Genomic DNA, 22,389 nt, shown 5'->3' with positions numbered 1-22,389 from the left:
TCGCCCACCGAACGTCGCCGCAGCCTGTACGCCAGGCCCGGCCTGCCCGCCCTGGTCATCGCCATCGCTGTTCCCTCCCCCCTACTCCCCCGTGAGGGTCCCGAAGTCCGTCCCCGACCCCAGCAGCAGCCCGGCGACGAGCAGGATCATCGTGGCCGGCACCATGAAGGTGGTGATCATCAGCGTGGCCTTGGGGACGGCCCGCGCGGCCTTGCGGCGGGCGTTCTGCGCGTCGGTCCGGCGCATGTCCTTGGCCAGGGCGACCAGCGTGTCGACGATGGGGGCGCCCAGCTCCTCCCCCTGCTGCAAGGCCGTCACGAACATCGCGACCTGCTCGGAGTCGTTGCGCCGCCGCAGTTCCGCGAAGGCCTGGCGGCGGCTCATGCCGAGGTCCATCTGGCGCAGCGTGATGCGCAGTTCGTCGGCCCAGGGGCCTTCGTACTTCGAGGCGACCCGGTCCAGGGCCTGCCGGAAGCCCAGGCCCGCGCTGACCACCACGGCCAGTACGTCCAGGAAGTCGGGCAGGGTCCGCTCGATCACGTCCTTGCGGATGCGGATCGCCGACCAGATGCCCACCTCCGTCCAGAACGCCCCGAAGGCGAGCAGCAGCAGCGCCACCAGGTACTGGCCGCGCAGCACGAACACCAGGCAGCCCACGCCGCCCAGCGCGCCGTACACCGCCCGGCGTGCGGCATAGCGGTCGATCGTCAGGCCGCCCGGGTTGCCCGCCAGGTCTATCTTGCGGCGGTACTTGGCGACCTGCTTCGGGCCCATCAGCCGGAGGACCGCGGGCGCGTACCGCATGCCCATGCGGTCGATCAGGGAGTCGACCGCGCCCGTCCGGGTCGCGCCGACCTCCAGGGCCAGCACCAGGTCGCTGGGGAGCTTGGCGTCCGCGCGGTACATGCGGATGCCGGCGAAGATGCCCCAGACGCTGAGGGCCATCACCAAGGCCAGGAGGAGTGCCATGTCCGTCTCTCCCCCGCCTCAGACGTCGATCCGGGACAACCGGCGGATCATGATGAAGCCGATCGCGTACAGCGCGAACGCGAGGATCACCGCCCCCTGCCCCACCGGCGAGCCCGTCATGCGGTCCAGGGAGCCTTCCTGCACCCCGTTCATCAGGAGCAGCGAGCCCACGCCGAGCACGGGGACGGCGTACGACGTCATGGTGACCTGGGACAGCTGGGTGCGGATCTCGCGGCGGGTCTCCTTCCGCTCCTCCAGCGTCTCCGTCAGATTCCGCAACGCGGTCACCACCTGTCCGCCCGCCCGGTTCGACAGCACCAGGGTCGTCACCAGCACCACCAGCTCCCGCGACGGCAACCGGTCCGCCAGCTCTCCCAGCGCGTCGTCCATCGACGCGCCCACCGCCAACTGGTTGGCCACCTTGGCCAGTTCCTCCCCGGCCGGTGCCTCCAGCTCCTCCGCCGCCATCCCGATGGCCGTACGCAGGGCGAGTCCCGCGTGCGTCGCGTTCGCCAGGATGCGGGCCAGCTCGGGCAGTTGGTTGATGAACTTCTCGATCCGCTTCTGCCGCTGCCAGTTGAGGAACTGGATCGCGACCCATATGCCCAGCGCACCGGCGAGCGGGCCGAAGAAGGGCGCGAGGGTGGCCTGGCCGATCAGCCACAGGCCCGCGACCGTCGCAAGCATGTAGGCGAAGAACTCGCCCGGGGTGACGTCCAGGCCCGTCGCCGCCAGCCGGAGTTCCAGATCCTTGCCCACCTTCGTCCCGCGCAGCCGGCGGTCCAGGTTGCGGAAGCGGCGCCGGCGGCCGACGGGGACCTGACCGGCGGCCGACAGGCGCTCCACGAGGGCCGCCCGCTGCGCCCTGCCCGCCGCGTAGGAGTGCAGGCCCACCACGAAGAGGACGCAGGTCAGCAGGGTGATGCCGGTGGTGAGCGTGACGAGGTTGTCGAGTTCCATCGGGGTGGTCCTACCTGGCTTCTCGGGTGGACAGCTGGGCTGGGGTGTGGGCGACGCCGTAGGCCTGCGGGATGGGCTGGCTCGCCATGTAGAGGCGGTCGGCGGTGCGGCGCGGGAGCGGGAAGTGGGCGTAGCTGCCGTGGACCCGGCCGTCGTGGGTCATCGGCTGGGCGTCGAAGCGGGCCACGGTCGCGATGCGGTACGGCTCGCCCCCGTGGCTGTCGAGGATCGCGATCTCGGTGACGCGGCGGGCGCCGTCCGCGAAGCGGGTGAGCTGGATGATGACGTCCACGGCGCTGTTGATCTGGTCGTGCAGCGCCACGAACGGGACCTCCACGTCCGACATGGAGGCGAGGGTCTGCAGCCGCATCAGCGCGTCCTCCGCGCTGTTGGCGTGGACCGTCGCGAGCGAGCCGTCGTGGCCCGTCGACATCGCCTGGAGCATGTCCAGGGACTCGCCGCCGCGGACCTCACCGACGACGATGCGGTCCGGGCGCATACGGAGCGAGTTGCGCACCAGATCGCGGATGGTGACCTGGCCCTGGCCCTCCACGTTCGGCGGGCGGGACTCCAGGCGGATCACATGCGACTGCTGGAGCTGGAGCTCCGCCGAGTCCTCGATGGTGATGATGCGCTCGCTCTCGGGGATGAGCCCCGACAGGGCGTTCAGCAGCGTCGTCTTTCCGGTGCCCGTCGCACCCGACACGATGATGTTGCACCGGGCCTGCACCAGCCCCGCCAGCAGATACACCATGTGCTCGTCCAGCGAGCCGAAGCCGACCAGTTCCCGGAGCGTGAAGGAGCGCGGGAAGCGGCGGATGGTGAGCGTGGCGCCGGTCAGCGACAGCGGCGGGATGATCACGTTCACGCGCTCGCCGGACGGCAGGCGGGCGTCGACCATCGGATTCGACTCGTCCACGCGCCGGTTGACCGTGGACACGATCCGCTCGATCGTCTGCATCAGCTGGTCGTGGGAAGGGAAGCGCAGGGGCAACTGCTCGACCCGGCCGCCGCGTTCTACGAAGATCGCGTCCGGGCCGTTCACCATGATCTCGGTGATCGACGCGTCCTCCAGGAGCGGCTCCAGGATGCCGAGCCCGAGCGCCTCGTCGACCACCCGCCGGATCAGCTGCGAGCGCTCGACCGTCGACAGCACCGGGCCCTCGCGGCTGATGATGTGCCCGAGGACGCGTTCCAGGCGGGCCCGGCGCTCGGCCGCCGCCAGCGAGCTCATCTCCGCGAGGTCGATCTCCTCCAGGAGCTTGGCCCGGTACGAGGCGACGAGGTGCCCGTCCTCGCCCCGGCTGCCGTTCTCCTCCGGGGTGTTGATGCGGGACCGCAGGCTCATGGGATACCTCGTTCAGTGGTCGACCGGCATGGTGGCGGTCTTGGTGGCCGGGTCGAAGTCCCAGCCGGGGACGATCGACGGGATCTGGACCGTGGCGGTGACGGTGACCTCGTCGCCACCGCGCGCTTCAGAACAGGAGACGGACAACCAGTCGCTGATCGCGTTCCCACAGCCGGTCTGGGCAGCACCGGAGTCGAGCGAGGCCGCCCGCGCCCCCGCCCGCGCCGCCGTACCGGCCTGCTGGGCGGCGTAGGCGATCAACCCGACCTGCACCCCGGCCAGTGCGACGAGGAGCAGGATGGGGATGAACCCGAGGTATTCGATGGCGACTTGGCCGCGGTCGCGATCGCGGTCTTTACGGCCGTAGAAGAGTCGGTACGACATCTCAGTCCTCCTCCTGCACGGCACCCGCGTGGCCATCCACCGAGCCCGGGAAGCCGATCGAGCCCGGGAAGAGGACGGGCACCTCAAGGTGCACATCGGCCGTGACATACCCGCCGCTCGCGCTGCATGCCACCGTCGCACCTCCCTGCCACGCGCTCGGGAGGTTCCGGCGCCCCGCCTCCTCGCAAGCCGCCTGCCCCTCCGAAGCCGTCCCCGCCCGCACCGCCTCGTCCGCAGCATTCCCCGCGAGCGTGAACGTGTACCCCAGCAGCACGAACTGCCACACCAGCACCAGCGTGAGGATGATCAGCGGGGTCATCCCGAGGAACTCGATGGTGACCTGACCTTCGTCCCGCGCTCTGTCCCTCGTCACCCTCCTCACCCTCATCACCCTCACCCCCCTCCGTCCCGCCGCCTCCGGAAGCTCACCGCGCCCCGGTCCCCCCTCAACCGCCCGCCCCGACGGTCGCCTTCGGGGGCGTTCACCAAGCCGAGTTCGGCCGCGAGCGCCCACAGGGCCTGCTTGACCGTGCTCCTGCCGTCGAGTTCGTGGACGCGGCCGGCGTCGACGGCGGCGTGGAGTTCCTTGAAGTTGGCGGGGACGGCCGTGGCGGCCACCGCCGTGCCGGTGATCTTCTGGATCAGCGGGGGCTGGATCTCCGTACCGCGGGTGTGGCGGTTGACGACGACCGTGGTCTCCTCGGCCTTGCGGATCTGGAGCCGGTCCCACATGCGGACGGTGCGCTTGGCGCCGCGGACGGAGACCACGTCCGGGGTGGTGACCAACAGGGCCCGGTCCGCCATCTCGACGGCTGCCGCGCTGGCGCCGCTCACCTGGGCGCCGCAGTCGATGACGACGACCTCGTAGCGGGAGCGCAGGGCGCCGACGATCTGCCGGGCGGCGCGGTCGGTGACCTCCTCGCCGCGTTCGCCCTCGCCGGGGGCGAGCAGCAGCGCGAGGCCGGTGTCGTGGCGGAAGACCGCGTCGGCGAGGACGCGGGGGGATATGTCGGTGATGGTGGCGAGGTCGACGACCGAGCGGCGGAACTGGATGTCCAGGTAGGAGGCGATGTCGCCGGCCTGGAGGTCCATGTCCACCAGGGCGGCCGACCGGCCCGACGCCTGGGCGGCGAGGGCGAGTTGGATCGCCGTCAGGGTCGCGCCCACCCCGCCCTTGGCGCCGCTCACCGTGATCACCGTGCCGCCCACACCGGTGAACACGTCGACTGCGCCGCCCAGATGGCGCCGTACGCCCGTGGACCACTGGGCGACGGCCTGGACACGGCTGGCCAGTTCCTCGTAGTTCAGCGGCAGCGCCACCAGGCCCCGGGCGCCGTAGTCCATGGCGGCCTGGAAGAGGCCGGGGCTGGCGTCGGAGGTGACGAGGATGACGCCGACGGCCGGGAAGCGCAGGGCGACGTCACGGATCAGCTCCAGGGCGGGGACCGGGCCGATGCGCTCGTGGACGACGACGACCTCGGGCAGTTCGTCGACCGACTCGGCGGCGAGCCGGGAGAGGGTGTCGACGAGCTGGGTGGAGTCGACCACCGGGGCGACCGGCTCGGCGTCCGGGAGCTGGCTGAGCAGGGTGGTGAGGGACCGGACCGCGTCCGGATCGCCGACCGCCGGGAGGATCCTCGTGGGCATGGGGGCCTCTCACTTGTCCTTGGCGAGTTCGTACGTCCGGTCCTGCTCGGGAATGGTGCCGGTCTCCCCCGGCGCGACCAGCGCGAGCCGGACCCGCTGGGCGAAGGATTCGGCGTACGTGATGCGCTGGGCGTCGAGCGCGGAGAGCGCGAAGGTGATGGGGACGGCCTTGGTGGCCTCCCGGGTGCGGTCGTTCGCGTCGGGCTCGAGTGGGGTGAGATCGCCGACGTCGAGGACCCTGGCGTTGGTCACGATAATCTTGGACTGATCGGGGTCGCCCTCACGCTCGCCCTCGAAGGTGGCGTACACGTTGACCGTCGAGCCCGGCGTGATCTTGCCTGCCACACCGGTCGCTGAATCGATCATGATGGCGACCTCTTGCTGCCCGGCCTGCAGGGCAGGCTGGTCGACGATCATGTCGCTCTGCAGCAGGGAGCCTTTCTTCAGGGTCGTCACGGCGATCTTGCCCTCGATCTGCCGCAGATCGGTGACAGCGGTGTCGGACAGCCAGCGCTCCGGCATCTCGACCTTCTCGAACTGGCCCGCGCCGAGGGTCTCGTAGGGCTCCACGTTCGACTTGACCCGGTAGGCGGTCACCTCGGGGCCGACCTTGGACTCCACGTCGTTGACGACGGAGAGGACGCCGGCGAACGCGCCGAGGGCGCACAGGACCGACAGGAGCAGGAGTATCACGCCGCGGCGCTGACGGGAGTTCATGAACCGTAGAACCTCATTGGGGGGTGGGGGTCGAGCGGTGTCGGGTGGTGCGGGCTCATCCGGCTGTTATCTGTTTCCGGTTCTGGTACTGAATCTGCCTGTGCTGCCGAGGCGTTTGCAGACTCTTGTGCGGTTCCTCGAGGACGGGCGGGGTGGCGGAGCAGAAGACGCAGCGGTCGCCGATGACGTCGATGCCGCACCAGTGGCAGACGTTCTGCCGTACCGACGTGACCAGTTGGTAGAGGACCGAGAGGTCGGGCAGGTAGGAACAGAACTCGATCAGCTTGCCGGTCCCCCACCACTGCGGGGACTCGGCCGGCAGCGCGGCCTCCCGCAGCCCGTGCACCCGCCAGGAGTTGGCCAGGCTCTCCGTGACCCAGTCCGACTGCAGCTGGCCCTTGGCGAACAGCATCCAGGTCGCGAACTCCGGGCCGGTCAGCGCGGCTCCGGGCTGGAGCTTCACCAGCTGCGGCTCGGGATGTGCGACGACCCCGAAGTGCGTGCCGGGCACCCAGGACTTGGCGTGCGACTTCAGGCCGACGGGGACGCGGTCGAGGCGGGCGACCGAGCCGAGCAGCGCGCCGGCGTGGATGTAGTGCGTGAGCAGCCGGCCGGCGGAGGCGAGCACGCCGGGACTGAGGTCGCAGGAGGCGAGCTGTCTCAACTGACGGGCCAGGACGGCGAGTCCGAGCGGGGGCAGCGACGGACGGAACAGGGCGATCCGGTCGCTCTCCAGCAGGGACCGTACGGTGTGCAGCCGCTGTGTCACGGCCGCGGGAACCGCCTGTGAGCACACGACGATGACATGACCGTGCTGGTCGATCAGCGCCTGAACGGCGGCGAGCGACTGGTCGAGCGGTTGCCGGTCCAGGTCCTGGAGCACCACCGCGGGCACGGTGCGCTCGTCGTGCGGCGGCAGCGCCAGGTCGGCACTGGTCACGGCAATGGCAGTTGGCACGTGCAGCTCCCCGGTTCACCCGCCCCTGTCGGCCCGCCGGTGATACCCCGACGCACCGAGTCGACTTCACAGCGTGACTACCAAAGCACTGTAACCACGCCTCAATGACCGGAGAACAGCGTTTCTGTAGCTGCGAAGCATCCGGCGCTGCACAAGAGCTGTCAAAACGGGGCAGGTTGAGCATCTCGGCAGCATCTCTTGACAACAGAATTGGTCTGGACCAACGTGTTGTCATGTCCCCACAGAAAAGATCGATACGACTCTGGGCGGGTGCCGTCACCGCCGCCCTGGCTCTCTCCCTCACCGGTGCCGGCCAGGCGTCCGCCGCCGACGTCAACAACGCCAAGAACGCCGGTTTCGAGTCCGGCCTGAGCAACTGGACCTGTTCCGCGAACAGCGGTACGACGGTCACCTCCCCCGTGCGCACCGGCACGACCGCGCTGAAGGCGACCCCGGCCGGGCAGGACAACGCCCGCTGCACCCAGACGGTCGCGGTCAAGCCCAACTCGACGTACGCGCTGAGCGCCTGGGTGCAGGGCGGGTACGCCTACCTGGGCGTGACCGGCACCGGCACGACGGACGTGTCGACCTGGACCCCGGACTCGACGAGCTGGAAGCAGCTGACGACGTCCTTCACGACGGGCGCCTCGACGACATCCGTCACGGTGTACACGCACGGCTGGTACGGCCAGCCCGCGTACTACGCCGACGACCTCTCCGTGTACGGCCCTGACGGGGGCGGCGGGACCGATCCGGCGCCGACGATTCCGGGTGCGCCGGCCGGTCTGTCGGTGTCGGGCACCACGTCCTCGTCCGTGTCCCTCGCCTGGAACACGGTCGCGGGAGCAACGGGCTACCACGTCTACCGGGACGGCACGAAGGTGACGGCGGTGACCGGAACGTCGGCCACCGTCACCGGCCTCGCCGCCTCCACCTCGTACTCCTTCCAGGTCACGGCGGTCAACTCGGCCGGTGAGTCGGTGAAGTCGGCGGCGGTGACGGGAAGAACGACGGCGACCCCGGTGGGCCCCGCCCTGCCGAAGCACGCGGTGACCGGTTACTGGCAGAACTTCAACAACGGCGCCACGGTGCAGAGGCTCGCGGACGTCCAGTCCCAGTACGACATCATCGCGGTGGCGTTCGCGGACGCGACGTCGACGCCGGGCGCGGTGACCTTCAACCTGGACTCGGCGGGGCTCGGCGGCTACACGGTCGACCAGTTCAAGGCGGACGTGAAGACGAAGCAGGCGGCCGGGAAGAAGGTCATCGTCTCGGTCGGCGGTGAGCGCGGCACGGTGGCCGTGAACGACGCGGCATCGGCGGCCAACTTCGCGAACTCGGTGTACTCGCTGATGCAGACGTACGGCTTCGACGGCGTCGACATCGACCTGGAGAACGGCCTCAACGCCACCTACATGACACAGGCGCTGCGGTCCCTGTCGTCAAAGGCGGGCTCGTCGCTGGTCATCACGATGGCCCCGCAGACGATCGACATGCAGTCGACGTCGAACTCCTACTTCCAGACGGCCCTGAACATCAAGGACATCCTCACGGTCGTCAACATGCAGTACTACAACAGCGGTTCGATGCTCGGCTGCGACGGCAAGGTCTACAGCCAGGGCTCGGTGGACTTCCTGACGGCCCTTGCCTGCATCCAGCTGGAGGGCGGCCTGGCACCGTCGCAGGTGGGCCTGGGTCTTCCGGCCTCGACGCGCGGCGCGGGCAGCGGGTATGTCTCGCCCTCCGTGGTGAACAACGCGCTGGACTGTCTGGCGAGGGGCACGAACTGCGGCTCCTTCAAGCCGTCCAGGACCTATCCCGACCTGCGGGGCGCGATGACCTGGTCCACCAACTGGGACGCGGCGGCCGGGAACGCGTGGTCCAACGCGGTGGGGCCGCATGTGCACGGGTTGCCGTAATTGGACGGTCCGCCTCTGACGGCTGACCTTGCGCTCGTGGGCGGGGTCCGCCGGGCAGTGGAAGTTGTCGGGGTGCCACCCCCGCCCACATGGATGTGATGTGGGCGGGGCGAGCGCTTCGGCCGACTCACGATGGGCGTCTTGGCCTTAATCCATGACCGGGCTCGCCCGAACGGGTCAGGCCGACTCGAGAAGGGTCGTATAAGCCCCTTCGGCAGCCCGGCCGTGCGCCGTACCCGGCGGAGTGTGGGCGAGGAACTCGCTGGTCGACCCGCTCTGCACGAGACGTCCGCCAACCAGAACGGACACGTGATCGGCCTCTTCGGCGAGGTCGGTCACGTCGTGCGTGGACAGCAGGATGCGGACCTCGCCCTTGACCGCGGCAAGGAGGTCGCGGAAGACCCGTCGCTGACGTGGGTCCATGCCGGCCGTGGGTTCATCCAGGAGGAGCACCCGTGCATCGTGCACCAGGGCACAGGCCACGCCCACACGCCTCAGCTGGCCGCCCGAGAGCTGGCTGGTGCGGGTGTCGGCGTGCTCCGACATCTCGACGCGGGACAGCGCTCGAGGAGCGTTGTCCCAGGCATCGTCCCTGCTCATTCCCTTCAGCCAGCCCACATAAGCGACGTACTCCCGTGCCGTGAGTGAGGGCAGGGGGGTGATGTTCTGCGGCATCCAGGCCACGGACCGCCGGTAGTCCTTGCTCTTCGCGTCAAGTCCGTCCCACGTCACGGTTCCCCGCTGGGGCGCGGTGACGGAAGCGGCCAGCTGCAACATCGTGGACTTTCCGGCCCCGTTCGGTCCGAGAAGGATGGTCAGTCCGTCCGGAAGGCGGTAGTTGAAGTCCTGCAGCACGGCAGCCCGCCGTCGGCCGTAGGCGAAGGTGCAGGAATCGAGAACAAGGGTCATGCGGCTCTCCGTGCGAAGCGGTTCGGTGAAAGGAGGTGGGCAGCAACGCCGACGGTGAGCATCAAGAGGGCTCCCACGGAGGCGTACCAGGTGCCAGGCGGTTCGAGGAGTACGGTCCACGGGTAGGGATCGCCGGCCGCCCTCATGCCGAAAAGTACGCCGATCAGCGGCCACAGTGCGGGAACGAGGACCGCGGATCTCCCGAAGAGAGCCCCGCACAACAGGGTGAGGCCGGCGAGGAAGGCCGTGTTGCGGCCCAGTGTCTCGGCCGATGCGGCCCCGGTGGCCATGGCGATCACCTGTCCCACGGCAACTGCGAGTACCACCACGCCGAGTGTGAGCAGGACATCGAAGAACCTGACGGATCGGATTCCGGTGGTCTCGGCGGCGTCCAGCCGGGTGTGCAGACAGTCGAAGAGGACCGAGGTCAGGACGAGCGGAACCAGTGTGGCAGCCTGCACGAGCTCAGAGCCACCGCTGGCCCAGAGGGACGGCAGGAAGAGGGGGGTGTCCTGAACGATCGCCGCCAGAAGCGCGAACACCAGGAATCCCAGGGGCAGTCGAGTGTGAGCGCGGCGGGCACGCAGCCACCACATCACGTTGTATTCCCGTCTTCCTCGCAGGCCTCCGACACGGTCGTCTCGTACCAGTCCATCTGCTGGGCCTCGCTCAACCGCAGAACCTTCCCCACTCGCTCCTGGAGACGGCTGCGTTCCTGGGGAGTGAAATCGGGTTCGGAGCTGAGCCGTCTCAAGTAGGTGTCGGCCTGCCCGACTTTGGAGGACACCCAGTAGTACACCTGGCGGGCGGGGCCGGTGGCGGGAGGGGCGCATTCGAAACGCACCACTTCGCGGGCGATCTGGTAGCGCACGGTGCCGGTCGCCTCGCCGACCCCGAGCGGGACGGTCCAGTCATCCTCCGTGGACGGTTCCGGGTACCGGAGGCTGAGAGACGTGTCTGTGAGGGAAGTCGGCTCGGCGGGCAGCCCGGCTCGGCGCAGGGTTTCCAGCGTCGCCTCCGCTTCCTCGGCGAGAGCGGAGATGCGCTCGGCGCGCGCCTCGGGCAGACAGATGCGGGGGGACTGCCCGGCACAGGCGATCGAGCCGTGACCGGTGCTCCGTGGGCCTATGTAGCTCCAGTTGCTGACCAAGGAGAACGATCCGAACGCGCAGGCGAAGACGAGTGCTCCCGCGATGGCTCCTCGCAGCCAGCGGGAAACAGGTGTCCAGAGCAGAGCCACGGCGACGGCGGAGCCGACGGCGAGCATGAGAGGTGCCACAAGGCCGGCGGCGGTGGGCAGTTCGCCGAACATCATCTTTCCGGCGAAGAGGCCGGAGAGGTGCCGGGGCCACGGTGTCTCCAGTCCGGTGGACCAGCCGACGGCCAGGAAGTCGGTGACCGCGATGATCGGCACTACGGCGATGTGCCGAATGGCGGCTCCGGCGGCGAATCCGACGACGCCGTGAGCGACGCAGAGCACCAGTCCGAAGGCCAGCAGCGTGATGCCGGGCAGGTCGGGCGCAGTCTGCGTTTGGACAAGGGCGCACACCGTGGGAAGGATCAGGAGCGACCAGGCCAGTGCGATGACGGGAGTCAGATGCTGTGCGGCGATGGTGTAGCGGGATCGCACCGCCCCCAGCCGCCAGATGTCGGCGACTCCGAGCTTCCGCGCCTCCCACGCGGCGAGACTCGAGGCAACCGCGAAGGCCACAGGCAGCAGGTTGCGCAGCACCGCGTCGACCACAGTGGCGGAGTAGCCCAGCGGATCGATGCGGAGGTCGTCACCGAGATCGGTGGCGTAGTAGGCGAACACGAGAAGCAGGGCGACGGGCGCGACTCGCAGCGCACTGCTGGATCTGATGAGTGTGAGGGGTTTCACTTCTTGGCTTCCTGGAGCGGTCTTAACAGGGGGCGTGGTGCCTCGCTGACGGCGAGGCACCACGCTGCAGAACACTGATCAGGAATCGGCGAGAGTGGTGTCAACTCCCGCGTAGGTCGCCCACAGCAGGCAGCACGCGTTAGTCCCGCCGCCTACGTTGTCGAGCTGGAAGAAGTAGTCCGACTCCTGAGGCAGGCCGTTGTATTCGCCCCGGCTCGCGGAGGTCGTGCCGTTGAAGCAGTTGGTGAAGGTCTTCTCACCGTAGAAGTCGTTCCTCGACAGTGCGTCGAAGTCCCACAACTCGACACCGGTGGTCTTACTGCCGCCCTGCACGCTGCAACCCTTGAAGATGATCTCCGTGTAGCTCTCGTCCGCCCAGTAGCGGGACTGCCCGTTGTCCCCGCCGCCGTCCGTCCAACTGCTGATGCTGCTCGACCAGTTGGCCCAGGCACCGGAGGACATCGCGAGAACGAAGGCTGACGCCATCGCAACCACGGCGGATATGCGCTTGGAAGATCTGCCCGACATGCGGGAACTCCGAATCTCCCACCCGATTCGGCCCCCCCATGAGGCCTGTCCACATCAGGCGAGGCGCTGAAGTTATCGAACAGTTGATCTTGAAGTCAATGAAATCCAGCCAACCGCTTCGTGGCAAACCAGCCAGCCGCTTCGCACCCGCCGCACGCCGACGACGCGGATGGTGGCGGTACGCCTCCGACTGCCCACCGCGGCCACGCATCCAGCCCGACACCGGCAGCAGTCTCGGCAACGGCCGAACGCTGACCCTCGACGTGCCAGTGCTCGCGCACCGCTCGGGCGAGCCGGGCGTCGGTCGCCGAGAACGCGTCCTGGCTGGTGACGGCAGAGACGTGCTCGATCTGGATCTTCCCGCTGTTCAGGTCGCGTCGGCGGCGGGTGACCTTGATTGCCTATCCCCACCCCCGACAACCTGCCCTCACCCGGCAGTTCAGGACATCTCACCGCCCGAGAACGCACGAGCCCTGCCGGGGGGACTGGCCCTCGCCTCGCTGGATTCACCAACGGCATCACGCGAATGTGAGCGGGGCGAGCGCATCGGCCGACTCACGATCTTCCTGAGCGGTCCAGCTCTCCTGCGGCTCAGATCTGCCAATTGCAGGCCGGTCAGGGATGCTTCGCGCCGTAAGTCGCCGCGCTCGCCCTCGGCAGCGTTGCCCACGTGCGGGTTCCGCCGTCCGGCTCTCGGGCCGGGCCGAAGCCCCAGGTTCCGTCGCAGGCCCGGCAGACGCAGGCGAGGACGCGGAGGGAGGCGCGGCGGCGGGTGTCGCAGGCTGCGGCGAGGTGGGGCTGGGTGTGGCAGGGATGGCTGTCGTAGGCGATCAGACGGAGGGTGGAGGATCGATAACGGAGGGAGAGGTAGAAATCCGTTGACTCCGTGAACTGGGCTGCTGTTGCGGCGAGTTCGCTGATGGCTTGGAGTGCCAGGTCCAGCATGTCGTGCAGGTTGTGGGCCTTCAGGACCTCTCGGGTTGCGGCGCGGGCGAGGGCGGGGCTGGTCAGGGCCGCGGGGAGCGTGAAGCTGTAGGCGAGGGTTTCGGGGGTGGGGGCGGTGGGGTTGGCCGTGTAGGTGGGGGCTACGGGGCAGCGAGAGAAGAGCATGAGGTCTCCCGTATAGGTGTGCGTGCGTGGACTGTGTCGTTCGGCAGCAGCCGGTGGCTCGTCTCCCTGGGGGCGCAAACCCGCCCCTCCCAGGGAAGGAGGCTGCGGGCAGGCTTACGCGATGCACTGCCAACTGCTCTGTGTAGCTTGTGCATTACCGACTGTAGAGCACCACGGGGTTATGTTGCCCCTAGTTCGGAAGAACATAAGCACCGCGTAGGGTGTGGCTGGCTTCGAGGAAGGAACGGCATGGCCGCGAGGACGTCTCCGACGGAGCGCCAGAAGAGGTTGGGGGCCGAGGTACGGAGGATGCGTACGGCCGCCGGCTTGACAGGCGAGTACGCCGCCGGACTGCTGGGTGTGGACCGCGGCAAGATCTCCAACATCGAGTCAGGCACGCGCACCATCAGCGCCGAGCGGCTCCGCACCCTGGCCTGCAACTGTGACTGCGACGACGAGGCGTACGTCGATGCCTTGGTCGAGATGGCCCAGCCCTCTGAGCGAGGCTGGTGGGAGCGGTATCGCGGCAGTCTCCCGGCCGGGCTTCTCGACATCGCGGAGTTGGAGCACTATGCGGTGCGATTGCGCAGCGTGCATCTGATCCACATGCCCGGGCTCCTGCAGAACAGCGATCACGCCCAGGCCGTATTCAAGGCAGGGCTGCCACCATTGCCCGACCATGAGGTCGCCCTACGGCTCGCCCATCGCCTGGAGCGGCAGCGGGTTCTGGAGCGCGACAACCCGACCGAGTACGTCGGGATAGTCCACGAGGCGGCGCTGCGCATGCAGTTCGGTGGACGCAAGGTGGCCCGAGCACAACTGGAATATCTGCTCGGTGCGTCAGAGCGGCCGAACGTGACACTGTGCGTCATCCCGTTCACCGCGGGATCGTTCCCCGGTGCCGGACAGACCGCCGTCTACATGGAGGGACCTGTGCCGCAGCTCGACACCGTGCAGATCGACAGCGCACACGGACCGGAATTCCTCTACCAGGAAACCCAGTTGTCCAAGTACCGAGCCCAGCTCGACTGGATGGAACGCCACGCCTTGTCACCCACGGAGTCGTACGCCTTCATCCAGGACATCGCCAGCCACCTCTGAGGAGACGACCGTGCCCGACATCACCTGGGAAGAACCGTTCTGCGCCGAGGGATCGGCCTGCTTCCGCCTCGGCACCGACCCCGAAGGCAACGCCTACATCGCCATATCCGGCTCCGAAGACACCTACCTCACCGACACCCGCGAAGCGCTCCGCACGATGATCCTCGACATCAAGGCGGGCAAGGCGGACCACCTGCTCTGAGCCCGCTGTCACCTACCCCATCGACCGGCAGTCAGCCACACCGACGCCAGCCCCAAGGTGCGAGCCCCAGCCCCGTGGTCCTTCCTGACCGCAGCGTCACAGCGACCCTGGAATGCGTGCGGCCCTGCCATGTTTTCGCACTGATTCCCAACACCGAGGTCTTCTCGTACGCCCAGCGGAACAGGTGGTGACGCCGTGACGCAGCGGTGCTCTCTCTGTTCGGCAGCTCGTCGTCGCCTGCCGGTGGAAGTCCGGTCCGGGTAGCTGCCAAGTTCGAAGAGGCTGGGAGCAACCCCGCGTTCAGCGAGGCAGCGGCTCCGGCAGCATCCCGCCTCCACTCGACCAGCCCTTGATTTCTGATCCTGCCGGTTCCCGGCCTTACTGAACGTGCGGCCAACGGCCGATTCGCGCTATGGCCGTTCCACGTCAACCCAGCCCGTCGCAGGCGGCGCGCTCGTCGCAAAAACTCAAGCATCAGCTCAAGAGCGCGATGATGCCCTCGGAGACGGACACAGGCGCCCGCATTCACCTCGGCGCCGTCCCCGTCGAACTCCCGGCCCCCGTCGCTGAACTCGCCCTCCAACAAGTCACGGTCCGCCGCAGCCACGCCACACTGGCCCGGACGAACTCGCCCTGGCTCTTCCCCGGAGGCCAGCCAGGCCGCCCGATCAGCGCCTGGGCCATGGGTGAACGGCTCCGCAAACTCGGCATCCGCCTGGCCGAATCCCGCTCGACCGCGCTCTTCCAGCTCGCCACCGGGTTGCCCGCCGCAGTCCTCGCCCGCACCCTCGGCATCGACATCACCGTCGCCGTCAAATGGCAGCGAGCCGCCGCCGGAGACTGGGCCGCCTACGCAGCCGAGGTCAGCCGCCGGAACAGCACCTGACAACGGGATAGGGCCACCGACGAAATGCGCTGACCTGCGGTGACGGCTCCGGTCACGCGTGTGGGATCCCGAGCTCCGTGGATGCAGTTCCCGGCCGGGTTTGCGGTGCGCCAAGGTAACTCGTAACACCCGAATGGAAGTGGTACGTGGCGACGAACCGCGCGCGTGGACGGACATCCACGCGGCGATCGTGGACCTGCTCGCGGGCCATCTGCCGGCGGCGGACCGGCGGTAGGGCTCTCCCGGGTGGCGCCCGTGCCGGAGCTCTTCGTGGGGCGGCCACGAGGGCCGTTGTCAGAGGCGATTGGCAAGCTTGCGGCCATGAATGTCACTCCTGTCACTCCACCACGGCCGATCGACGTTGTCGCGGTCTTTCCCCAACTGGCCCCGCTGGCCCGCACGGCGACCCGCCTGCACCCCCGCCCTGGGGCGCCGACGTGGCACGACAGCTCGATCGGCGGGCCGCTGCTGTGGCCCGCTGAGGAGCCGTGGCCGCACTGCGAGGAACCGCATGTGGTGGACGGCATCAACCCAGCCCAGTCCCCGGCGGATCTGCGGCTGGAACGACGGATCTTCGCCGCCTCGCACGGCCGGGACCTGACTCCGGAGGAACGGGAGACTCTCGAGCGGATCCTGCCCCCTCGGACGTATCCGGTGAGGCTGGCGGTCCAGTCGTACGACGGCCCCATAGCGATGCTGCCCGTCGCGCAGCTGTACGTAGGGGATGTGCCCGATCTGAGCCCGCCGGAGGGCAAGGACCTGCTGCAGGTTCTGTGGTGCCCCTTCGATCATCCGATCATGCCCAGGACCCTGCTCTTCTGGCGTTCCGCAGCCGCCGTCACCGACATCCTCGACACGCCCCCCGAGCCGCCCGCAGTGCAGTTCGACGGCTATCTACCGGAACCGTGCGTGCTCGAACCGGAGCAGATCACCGAGTACCCCGACCATCTGGAGCTGAGCGAAGAACTGCAGGAGCAGCTCAAGCAGTGGAGTGTGCCGCAGGCAGCAGCGGAAGACATGGACCCGGACACGTACTACGACTGTGTGCTGTCCAACGCACCCGGCTGGAAGGTCGGCGGCTGGCCCGCCTGGAACTCCACCGACCCCAGCCCGCAGTCCTGCTCCGAGTGCGGCACCGGCATGGAGCTCCTGATGACCGTCGCCACGTTCGAGGAAGGGGACGACTCCGGGAACAGCTGGTCTCCGTACCCCCACCCAGGTGCTGGACCGTACCCCGGCCACCGCGGCTACAACGCGACCGGGGTCCAGATAGGCAGCGGCTACCGGCAGCATCTGTTCGTCTGCCCGGCGAAGCCCGAGCATCCGCACATCGAGTTGATGACGTAGCCCGTCCGCGGTGTGCAGCCGGGGCGTCACGGTGCGGGCATGCCGTGACGCCGGGTGGCCGCGAGGCTCAGGGTCCCGGACAACCGACGGATTTCGTTGACCTGCAGGAACGTGACCTCCGACGCGTGGAGTTCCCGCGCAGGTGAGCCCGCATTCCCTTCCACGAGGGTCGGTAGACGAAGGTAGGCACATCCTGACGGTGCCCGACCGGCCCATGCCTGCGTTTCGTCACTCGGCGAGGCCCATTTCGTCGGTACCTCGGGTATTCCGGCCGCGGTGGCGCGGATGCCGCTCTCTCACCACTTCACGCGGTTGAAGTGGGCGGTTGTGCTGCGACGAGCAGGCGACATTGCATGGCCTGCTCGTCGACTCCGCCATCCCTGCCGGGCTCTACCCGATAGAAACAGGCCCGAGGCGTACGCGTCACAGAGTCCGTCAGCAGACCGCCTGTGAAGAGGACGCCGACACCGTCCTCAACTGCCCAGCCGGCCGGAAGCGCGCGGTTCGCCACGGCTGCCTGATAGGACGATCGCCGACCGGGCTCACTGTCGTAGTGCGGGCAGACCGAGCCGGACAACAGGCCCAACCCGTCCGAGAGGTGAGTCAGCGGCCCGAAAGAGTCGGTATGCGAGCCCTCGGCCCAGCAGTTGGCACCAGCGCTGATGCCGCACAGCAAGGTCCCCCGGTCGAAAGCCTCGCGAAGTAGCCGGTCCACGCCGTGCGCGCGCCAGACCGCCAGCATGTTCGCGGTGTTGCCCCCACCTACATAGACGACGTCTTGAGAGAGCAGGAACGTGCGCAGGGCATCGTCATCGAGCTCCCGCCGAAAGAGATGCAAGACGCTGGGCTCGCAGGAACGTGACTGGTACGCCCCGAAGAACTGCTCGATGTAGCCGGGGGCGTCGCCACTGGCTGTCGGAATGAAGCACACCCTGGGGCGCGGAACGGGCACCTGATCGAGCACCCAGTCATCCAGCAGACCATCGTCGGTGGAGAAGCCGCCTCCAAGGAGAGCCAAACGACGTTCCGGAACGACAGCCACGAGGGTGCCTCCTCAGATCAAGATTCAGACGCGCATGATGCCCTGAACCGTGCCAAGCCATCGGCTACGTCCGCAATCGAATAGCCCCTCTGACTGCCCGAGGTCCTCGCCGGAGACGAGACCCAATACGGCCAGCCTTCGAAGCAGGCCAGACCTTGAGCTGCCCCGGGACTCCACGAAACCGGGGTCAGCTCACTTCGCCCGTCTCCTGTGCCAATGGTTTCGGTTTCGGTCGACCCAGCGCCCGCTCTCGATCCGCTGTGAAACATTTCCCCGGGCCCACCGCATCAATGAGGTGAAGGCCGACGATGGGGGCGTACATGAGACAGGTCCGCGCGGGCGGGTACGAAGAGTACGCGGCGTTCGCCACGGCACGCGCGGGGCACCTCTACCGGTCCGCATGTCTGCTGACCGCCGGAGACACGCACCTCGCCGAGGATCTGGTGCAGGAGACCCTCGGGCGGCTGTACGTCAGATGGGGCCGCGTCGCCCGGGTGGACAACCCGGCCGCGTACGCGCAGACCGTCCTCACCCGCACCTTCCTCGCCCATCAGCGCCGCCGCAGCAGCACCGAGCGCGCCACGGACGTCCTGCCGGAGCTGCCGTACGCAGCCGACGGCGACACGTCCCTCCGGCTCACCCTGCTGGAGGCGCTCTCCCGGCTGCCCGCCAAGGACCGGGCGGTGGTCGTCCTGCGCTACTGGGAGGACCGCTCCATCGAGGAGACCGCCGACGCGATGAACGCCAGCTCGGCCGCGGTCCGCACCCGGTGCACCCGTGCGCTGGCCCGGCTGCGCGAACTCCTCGGCGAGGATCTCGGCGAGTACGCGGCGACCTGAGCCACCCACCCGGCCCCACTCACTTCACCGACCGACACCTCAGTAGAAACGGTGGTTCGTCATGCCCTCCGAACACCAGGAAGACCGCTTCGAGAACCAGCTCGCCACCGCCCTGATCGAGGCCGGCGACCACTTCGAGACCGAGCGCTCCGCCCTCGTCGCCGCCGGCGCCGCACGTGGCCGCCGACTGCACAACCGCCGCCGTGCGGCCCTCGTCGGCAGCGTCGCCGGGATCGCACTGGTGGGCGTCGGCGGGGCGCTGCTGCTGCCGGCGGACGATGCCGGCGGACGGCGTTCCGTGGCCGCCGGAAGCTCCACACCGAGCCCGCGCCCCGACGGTCAACTGTCCGACGACACCCTCATCCAGGCCCTTGAGGAGATGCTCCCCAAGGGGACGTACAGCATGCAGAGGGGCCAAGGCACCGTGGGAGGGGCGCCGTACGCCTCGCTCGTCTACGACGACGGAAAGGGCGGCGCACGCGTCAACGTCGACCTGGGCAGGGTCGAGGCGGGCAGCAAGGAGGCCGAGCGGCTGACCACCTGCCCGGACAAGGCCCTCATGAAGTACGACGCCTGCACCACCAGCAAGGTGCACGACGGCACGCTCATGATCTACCAGGGGTACCAGTACCCGGACCGCCGCGTGGACACGAAGCGGTGGTACGCCTCGCTCGTCACGCCGTACGGCCATCACGTCACGCTGAGCGAGTGGAACGCCGAGGCCGAGATGGACGCTCCGGTCACCCGTGACCAACCGCCCCTGTCACCCGCGCAGTTGAAGGACATCGTCACCAAGGACTTCTGGACGATCGCCATCGACACCGCCGACAGGAGTACCGAGAAGAAGAAGGCGTCCCCCGAGACCACGGCCTCGGCCCCGCCGGCCGCCCCCACGGGCGAGGCGGTGCAGAAGACCCTCGCGGCCCTGCTGCCGAAGGACACCGAGGTCGTCTCCCGCGGTGGCGAGGGCGAGTACGGCTATGTCGTGGCCGACGACGGGAACGGGCTGAGCCTCGTCCAGATCAATGTGCAGCCCGACATGAGCGACGTCGAGGGCCAGCTCTTCGGTGCGGACGCCGAGGTCCTCGACGACGGCACGAAGGTAGCCGTGCACCAGGGCCCCGGCGAGAAGGGCGGCGAGGGGGTCGTCATGTGGACCGTGGACACCATCCGCACGGACGGCCTGAGGGTCGTGGTGAGCGCGTTCAACTCCGGTGCCCAGGACACTGCGGCCACTCGGGACACCCCGGCACTGACCATCGCCGAGCTGCGGCAGATCGCCCTCAGCCCGGAGTGGGTTCAGCCCATGGGCCGGTAGTACCCCAGCACGCCCGCCAGCTGACCGAACCACTCCCGCAGCCGGTCGCCGCGCCTGGCGTCGACCGCACACTCGAAGAACCGCCCGTCGACGTGGACGACCCCGACGACGAGGACGTTGCCGTTCGCCTTGTAGTGGACGCTGCGGATCTCGGGCCAGGTCAGCTCGAGGTTCATGCCGTGGTTCTCGAAGGAGACCCCTGAGGAGTCCACGACGACGGCGTTGCGCCGGTCCACGGCCAGGAACTCCGGGCCCGCGGGAGCCTGGGGCGGGGCGTACGACGGTGGGGCGTACGGCGGTGGACCGGGCGGCGCGGGGACGTACGGCTGCGGGGGCGGGCCGAAGCCGGGCGGTGATGACGGCGGTGGGCCGGGATCGGGCTGCTGCATGAGCGCACGGTAACGCGGCCCACCGAGCTAGAAGAACTCCGACCAGGGCTGGTCCCAGACCTGCTTCACGCACAGCACCAGGAACAGCAGACCGGCGATCGCGAGCATCGCGTTGCTCACCGGGCCGTTGCGCCATTCGCGCGGGGTCCGTGAGCTGTTGAGGAGCCAGATCAGGGTGCCGGCGAGGAAGGGGAGGAAGGCCGCGCCCAGGACGCCGTAGATGATGATGAGACGGAAGGGCTGGCCCTCGAAGAGCAGGACCATGGGCGGGAAGGTGAGCCACAGCAGGTAGGCGCGGAACGGCCAGGACCGCTCGCGCTCGCCGGACGCCACCTCCTCGCCCGTCGCCTTCTCGCGCTTCTGCTGCCGGGCCACGAAGTCCGCGAACATCAGGCTCACGCCGTGCCAGACGCCGATGAGGGAGGTGAAGGAGGTGGCGAAGAAGCCGATCAGGAAGAACTTCGCCGTCGCCGAGCCGTACTCGTCCTCCAGGATGTCGCCGAGCTGGATGAGGCCCTTGTCGCCGCTGGCGATGGCGATGTTCGCGGAGTGCAGCATCTCCGCGCCGACGAAGAGCATGGCGACGACGAAGATGCCGGTCGTGGCATAGGCGACCCGGTTGTCCAGGCGCATCACCTTCATCCACCCGGTGTTCGTCCACCCCTTGGCGTTGACCCAGTACCCGTACGCGGCCAGCGTGATGGTTCCGCCGACGCCGCCGATCAGGCCCAGCGTGTTGAGGATCGAGTCCTTCTCGTCGGGGAGGACCGGCAGCAGACCGGCGAAGGCGTCGCCGAGGTTCGGCGTGACCCGGATCGCCAGATACACCGTCACCACGAACATGACGCCGACCAGCACCGTCATGACCTTCTCGAACACCGCGTACTTGTTGAACCAGACGAACACCAGCCCGACCAGCCCGCACGCGATGCCCCACCACTTGAGGTCCATCACGTCCGGGAACAGCGCCTGGAGGGGGAGCGCGCTGGACGACATCGCCGCCGCGCCATAGACGAAGCCCCAGATCACGACGTAGACGACGAAGAACCACGTCGTCCAGCGCCCCAGACTCGCCCACCCGTCGAACAGAGTCCGCCCCGTGGACAGATGCCAGCGCCCCGCCGCCTCCGCCAACGAGATCTTGACGAGGCAGCCGATGACGGCGGCCCACAGCAGGGTGTACCCGAAGTTGCTGCCCGCGATCAGCGTCGCCACCAGGTCACCGGCCCCGACACCGGTCGCCGCGACGACGATGCCGGGGCCGATGTACTTCCAACTGGACTTGCGAGGTGGGGTGGTGGCCTGACCCGTCGCCTGGTTTCCCGTCGTCTCCGCCATGCCGATCAAGAAAGCGCAAAGCGTACGACGGCACAAGGGGGCGTGCGCCGATCAGCACCCGATGCGCACACGGCTAGAGCCGGCCACAGCCGTTGCATCCACAGGTTCCCAACTCGAACCAGACTGTTGTGCCCGTCCCGTCCTGGTGGCAGCCCCAGCGCCGGGCAAGGGAATCGACCAGAAACATCCCCCGACCACTCTCCGACGTCCCCGCGTCCAGAACTCGCGGCTGCCCATCACCCTCGTCAGTGACCTCGCACCGCAGAACACCATGTGCGGCGGTCATGGTGAGCGTGAAGCGGCTCTCGGAGTGCAGCAGCGCGTTGGTCGCCAGCTCGCTGACGAGCAGTTCGGCAGTGTCGGCAACGTCCTCCCGCTCGCCCAGTCCCCATATCTCCAGCTGCCGGCGAACCTCCCTGCGCGCCTCGCCGACGGCAGTCGCACGCGGCTCGTACTCGACGCTCAAGTGGCCCGCCCCCAAGGGCGGTTGGGGGTAGGCGCCGTACCTGGGACCGGGTTCCGGGAGGCGTCCCCCGGAGAGTTGCAGCATGGTTATTACGGTGTCCTCCCCGCGTGTACCGCACACGGGGAGGACTACC

The 22,389-nt window shown here is 68.5% G+C and carries 24 protein-coding genes; 7 read left to right on the top strand and 17 right to left on the bottom strand.

The genetic code is table 11. The features are described 5' to 3' along the window. Positions 1–81: 81 nt before the first annotated feature. From AB0I98_RS12185 to AB0I98_RS12150, 8 genes are read right to left on the bottom strand one after another with little or no spacing between them, the layout of a single operon-like run. Positions 82–969, bottom strand: coding sequence for a DUF5936 domain-containing protein (locus AB0I98_RS12185; RefSeq protein WP_362939169.1), 888 nt, complete (start codon positions 967–969; stop codon positions 82–84). An 18-nt stretch (positions 970–987) separates the two neighbouring features. Then, on the bottom strand, positions 988–1,929 hold the full coding sequence (locus AB0I98_RS12180) for a type II secretion system F family protein (protein ID WP_362939166.1): 942 nt from the start codon (positions 1,927–1,929) through the stop codon (positions 988–990). Between the two features lie 10 nt (positions 1,930–1,939). Beyond that, the gene (locus AB0I98_RS12175; protein ID WP_362939162.1) at positions 1,940–3,277 is read right to left on the bottom strand and encodes a CpaF family protein; all 1,338 of its coding nucleotides are present in this window, start codon (positions 3,275–3,277) and stop codon (positions 1,940–1,942) included. Between the two features lie 12 nt (positions 3,278–3,289). Further along, positions 3,290–3,661: a TadE/TadG family type IV pilus assembly protein gene (locus AB0I98_RS12170; RefSeq protein ID WP_362939159.1), complete on the bottom strand. Its 372-nt coding sequence runs from the start codon at positions 3,659–3,661 to the stop codon at positions 3,290–3,292. Between the two features lies 1 nt (position 3,662). Then, entirely contained in the window at positions 3,663–4,049 is a 387-nt protein-coding gene (locus AB0I98_RS12165; RefSeq protein ID WP_362939156.1) for a TadE family protein, read from the bottom strand. A 5-nt stretch (positions 4,050–4,054) separates the two neighbouring features. Further along, on the bottom strand, positions 4,055–5,308 hold the full coding sequence (locus AB0I98_RS12160; RefSeq protein WP_362939153.1) for an AAA family ATPase: 1,254 nt from the start codon (positions 5,306–5,308) through the stop codon (positions 4,055–4,057). A gap of 9 nt (positions 5,309–5,317) precedes the next feature. Next, positions 5,318–6,025 carry a Flp pilus assembly protein CpaB gene (cpaB, locus tag AB0I98_RS12155; protein ID WP_362939150.1) on the bottom strand — a complete coding sequence of 236 codons (708 nt, stop codon included), beginning with the start codon at positions 6,023–6,025 and terminating at the stop codon, positions 5,318–5,320. 55 nt (positions 6,026–6,080) lie between these two features. Next, entirely contained in the window at positions 6,081–6,983 is a 903-nt protein-coding gene (locus AB0I98_RS12150; RefSeq protein WP_362939148.1) for a hypothetical protein, read from the bottom strand. A gap of 233 nt (positions 6,984–7,216) precedes the next feature. Between AB0I98_RS12150 and AB0I98_RS12145 the strand changes: the two genes are divergently transcribed. Next, positions 7,217–8,902, top strand: coding sequence for a glycoside hydrolase family 18 protein (locus tag AB0I98_RS12145; protein WP_362939145.1), 1,686 nt, complete (start codon positions 7,217–7,219; stop codon positions 8,900–8,902). Positions 8,903–9,079: 177 nt separating this feature from the next. On the opposite strand, the gene AB0I98_RS12140 is transcribed toward AB0I98_RS12145, so the two are convergent. The 5 genes from AB0I98_RS12140 to AB0I98_RS12120 form a co-directional block, all read right to left on the bottom strand. After that, entirely contained in the window at positions 9,080–9,811 is a 732-nt protein-coding gene (locus AB0I98_RS12140) for an ATP-binding cassette domain-containing protein (protein ID WP_362939142.1), read from the bottom strand. Next, on the bottom strand, positions 9,808–10,353 hold the full coding sequence (locus AB0I98_RS12135; protein ID WP_362939139.1) for a hypothetical protein: 546 nt from the start codon (positions 10,351–10,353) through the stop codon (positions 9,808–9,810). Before AB0I98_RS12135 ends, AB0I98_RS12140 begins: the two co-directional genes overlap by 4 nt. A 53-nt stretch (positions 10,354–10,406) precedes the next feature. Further along, positions 10,407–11,690 (bottom strand): hypothetical protein, encoded by a 1,284-nt coding sequence (locus AB0I98_RS12130; RefSeq protein ID WP_362939136.1) that lies wholly within the window; start codon positions 11,688–11,690, stop codon positions 10,407–10,409. A gap of 78 nt (positions 11,691–11,768) precedes the next feature. Continuing rightward, positions 11,769–12,176, bottom strand: coding sequence for a hypothetical protein (locus AB0I98_RS12125; protein WP_362939133.1), 408 nt, complete (start codon positions 12,174–12,176; stop codon positions 11,769–11,771). Between the two features lie 657 nt (positions 12,177–12,833). Continuing rightward, entirely contained in the window at positions 12,834–13,328 is a 495-nt protein-coding gene (locus AB0I98_RS12120) for an ATP-binding protein (protein ID WP_362939130.1), read from the bottom strand. A 249-nt stretch (positions 13,329–13,577) separates the two neighbouring features. Between AB0I98_RS12120 and AB0I98_RS12115 the strand changes: the two genes are divergently transcribed. The 4 genes from AB0I98_RS12115 to AB0I98_RS12100 all read left to right on the top strand — a co-directional run bounded on the left by AB0I98_RS12115 (position 13,578) and on the right by AB0I98_RS12100 (position 16,864). After that, a complete protein-coding gene (locus tag AB0I98_RS12115) occupies positions 13,578–14,429 on the top strand; it encodes a helix-turn-helix transcriptional regulator (protein WP_362939127.1) in 852 nt (283 codons plus the stop codon). Between the two features lie 10 nt (positions 14,430–14,439). Next, a complete protein-coding gene (locus AB0I98_RS12110) occupies positions 14,440–14,631 on the top strand; it encodes a hypothetical protein (protein WP_362939124.1) in 192 nt (63 codons plus the stop codon). Between the two features lie 490 nt (positions 14,632–15,121). Beyond that, complete coding sequence (locus AB0I98_RS12105; RefSeq protein WP_362939121.1) at positions 15,122–15,517, top strand: hypothetical protein; 396 nt, start codon at positions 15,122–15,124, stop codon at positions 15,515–15,517. A 321-nt stretch (positions 15,518–15,838) separates the two neighbouring features. After that, complete coding sequence (locus tag AB0I98_RS12100; RefSeq protein ID WP_362939118.1) at positions 15,839–16,864, top strand: hypothetical protein; 1,026 nt, start codon at positions 15,839–15,841, stop codon at positions 16,862–16,864. Positions 16,865–17,168: 304 nt separating this feature from the next. On the opposite strand, the gene AB0I98_RS12095 is transcribed toward AB0I98_RS12100, so the two are convergent. Continuing rightward, entirely contained in the window at positions 17,169–17,906 is a 738-nt protein-coding gene (locus AB0I98_RS12095; RefSeq protein ID WP_362939115.1) for a peptidase E, read from the bottom strand. A gap of 320 nt (positions 17,907–18,226) precedes the next feature. Between AB0I98_RS12095 and AB0I98_RS12090 the strand changes: the two genes are divergently transcribed. Together AB0I98_RS12090 and AB0I98_RS12085 are read left to right on the top strand one after the other, a co-directional pair. Next, positions 18,227–18,745, top strand: a complete 519-nt coding sequence (locus AB0I98_RS12090) for a SigE family RNA polymerase sigma factor (protein WP_362939112.1) — start codon at positions 18,227–18,229, stop codon at positions 18,743–18,745. A gap of 61 nt (positions 18,746–18,806) precedes the next feature. Further along, the gene (locus AB0I98_RS12085; protein WP_362939109.1) at positions 18,807–20,063 is read left to right on the top strand and encodes a hypothetical protein; all 1,257 of its coding nucleotides are present in this window, start codon (positions 18,807–18,809) and stop codon (positions 20,061–20,063) included. Here the strand turns inward: AB0I98_RS12085 and AB0I98_RS12080 are convergent. The 3 genes from AB0I98_RS12080 to AB0I98_RS12070 all read right to left on the bottom strand — a co-directional run bounded on the left by AB0I98_RS12080 (position 20,045) and on the right by AB0I98_RS12070 (position 22,340). Continuing rightward, positions 20,045–20,452, bottom strand: a complete 408-nt coding sequence (locus AB0I98_RS12080; protein ID WP_362939106.1) for a hypothetical protein — start codon at positions 20,450–20,452, stop codon at positions 20,045–20,047. The genes AB0I98_RS12085 and AB0I98_RS12080 overlap by 19 nt on opposite strands. Before the next feature lie 27 nt (positions 20,453–20,479). Then, the gene (locus AB0I98_RS12075) at positions 20,480–21,790 is read right to left on the bottom strand and encodes an Nramp family divalent metal transporter (protein ID WP_362939103.1); all 1,311 of its coding nucleotides are present in this window, start codon (positions 21,788–21,790) and stop codon (positions 20,480–20,482) included. Positions 21,791–21,863: 73 nt separating this feature from the next. Next, positions 21,864–22,340, bottom strand: a complete 477-nt coding sequence (locus tag AB0I98_RS12070; protein ID WP_362939100.1) for an ATP-binding protein — start codon at positions 22,338–22,340, stop codon at positions 21,864–21,866. Positions 22,341–22,389 lie beyond the last annotated feature (49 nt).

The organism is Streptomyces sp. NPDC050211 (assembly GCF_040656035.1).
Taxonomy (GTDB): domain Bacteria; phylum Actinomycetota; class Actinomycetes; order Streptomycetales; family Streptomycetaceae; genus Streptomyces.
The sequence above is the reverse complement of the archived record's forward strand: the minus strand, read 5'-3'. Positions and strand labels throughout refer to the sequence as shown.

What these genes read in the sequence shown, in the direction of transcription:
- AB0I98_RS12085 (WP_362939109.1), top strand. Translation starts at nt 18,807, where the DNA reads ATGCCCTCCGAACACCAGGAAGACCGCTTCGAGAACCAGCTCGCCACC.
- AB0I98_RS12100 (WP_362939118.1), top strand. Translation starts at nt 15,839, where the DNA reads ATGAATGTCACTCCTGTCACTCCACCACGGCCGATCGACGTTGTCGCG.
- cpaB (WP_362939150.1), bottom strand. Translation starts at nt 6,025, where the DNA reads ATGAACTCCCGTCAGCGCCGCGGCGTGATACTCCTGCTCCTGTCGGTC.
- AB0I98_RS12165 (WP_362939156.1), bottom strand. Translation starts at nt 4,049, where the DNA reads ATGAGGGTGAGGAGGGTGACGAGGGACAGAGCGCGGGACGAAGGTCAG.
- AB0I98_RS12185 (WP_362939169.1), bottom strand. Translation starts at nt 969, where the DNA reads ATGGCACTCCTCCTGGCCTTGGTGATGGCCCTCAGCGTCTGGGGCATC.
- AB0I98_RS12160 (WP_362939153.1), bottom strand. Translation starts at nt 5,308, where the DNA reads ATGCCCACGAGGATCCTCCCGGCGGTCGGCGATCCGGACGCGGTCCGG.
- AB0I98_RS12145 (WP_362939145.1), top strand. Translation starts at nt 7,217, where the DNA reads ATGTCCCCACAGAAAAGATCGATACGACTCTGGGCGGGTGCCGTCACC.
- AB0I98_RS12115 (WP_362939127.1), top strand. Translation starts at nt 13,578, where the DNA reads ATGGCCGCGAGGACGTCTCCGACGGAGCGCCAGAAGAGGTTGGGGGCC.
- AB0I98_RS12180 (WP_362939166.1), bottom strand. Translation starts at nt 1,929, where the DNA reads ATGGAACTCGACAACCTCGTCACGCTCACCACCGGCATCACCCTGCTG.
- AB0I98_RS12120 (WP_362939130.1), bottom strand. Translation starts at nt 13,328, where the DNA reads ATGCTCTTCTCTCGCTGCCCCGTAGCCCCCACCTACACGGCCAACCCC.
- AB0I98_RS12075 (WP_362939103.1), bottom strand. Translation starts at nt 21,790, where the DNA reads ATGGCGGAGACGACGGGAAACCAGGCGACGGGTCAGGCCACCACCCCA.
- AB0I98_RS12170 (WP_362939159.1), bottom strand. Translation starts at nt 3,661, where the DNA reads ATGTCGTACCGACTCTTCTACGGCCGTAAAGACCGCGATCGCGACCGC.
- AB0I98_RS12090 (WP_362939112.1), top strand. Translation starts at nt 18,227, where the DNA reads ATGAGACAGGTCCGCGCGGGCGGGTACGAAGAGTACGCGGCGTTCGCC.
- AB0I98_RS12125 (WP_362939133.1), bottom strand. Translation starts at nt 12,176, where the DNA reads ATGGCGTCAGCCTTCGTTCTCGCGATGTCCTCCGGTGCCTGGGCCAAC.
- AB0I98_RS12105 (WP_362939121.1), top strand. Translation starts at nt 15,122, where the DNA reads ATGATGCCCTCGGAGACGGACACAGGCGCCCGCATTCACCTCGGCGCC.
- AB0I98_RS12070 (WP_362939100.1), bottom strand. Translation starts at nt 22,340, where the DNA reads ATGCTGCAACTCTCCGGGGGACGCCTCCCGGAACCCGGTCCCAGGTAC.
- AB0I98_RS12175 (WP_362939162.1), bottom strand. Translation starts at nt 3,277, where the DNA reads ATGAGCCTGCGGTCCCGCATCAACACCCCGGAGGAGAACGGCAGCCGG.
- AB0I98_RS12080 (WP_362939106.1), bottom strand. Translation starts at nt 20,452, where the DNA reads ATGCAGCAGCCCGATCCCGGCCCACCGCCGTCATCACCGCCCGGCTTC.
- AB0I98_RS12140 (WP_362939142.1), bottom strand. Translation starts at nt 9,811, where the DNA reads ATGACCCTTGTTCTCGATTCCTGCACCTTCGCCTACGGCCGACGGCGG.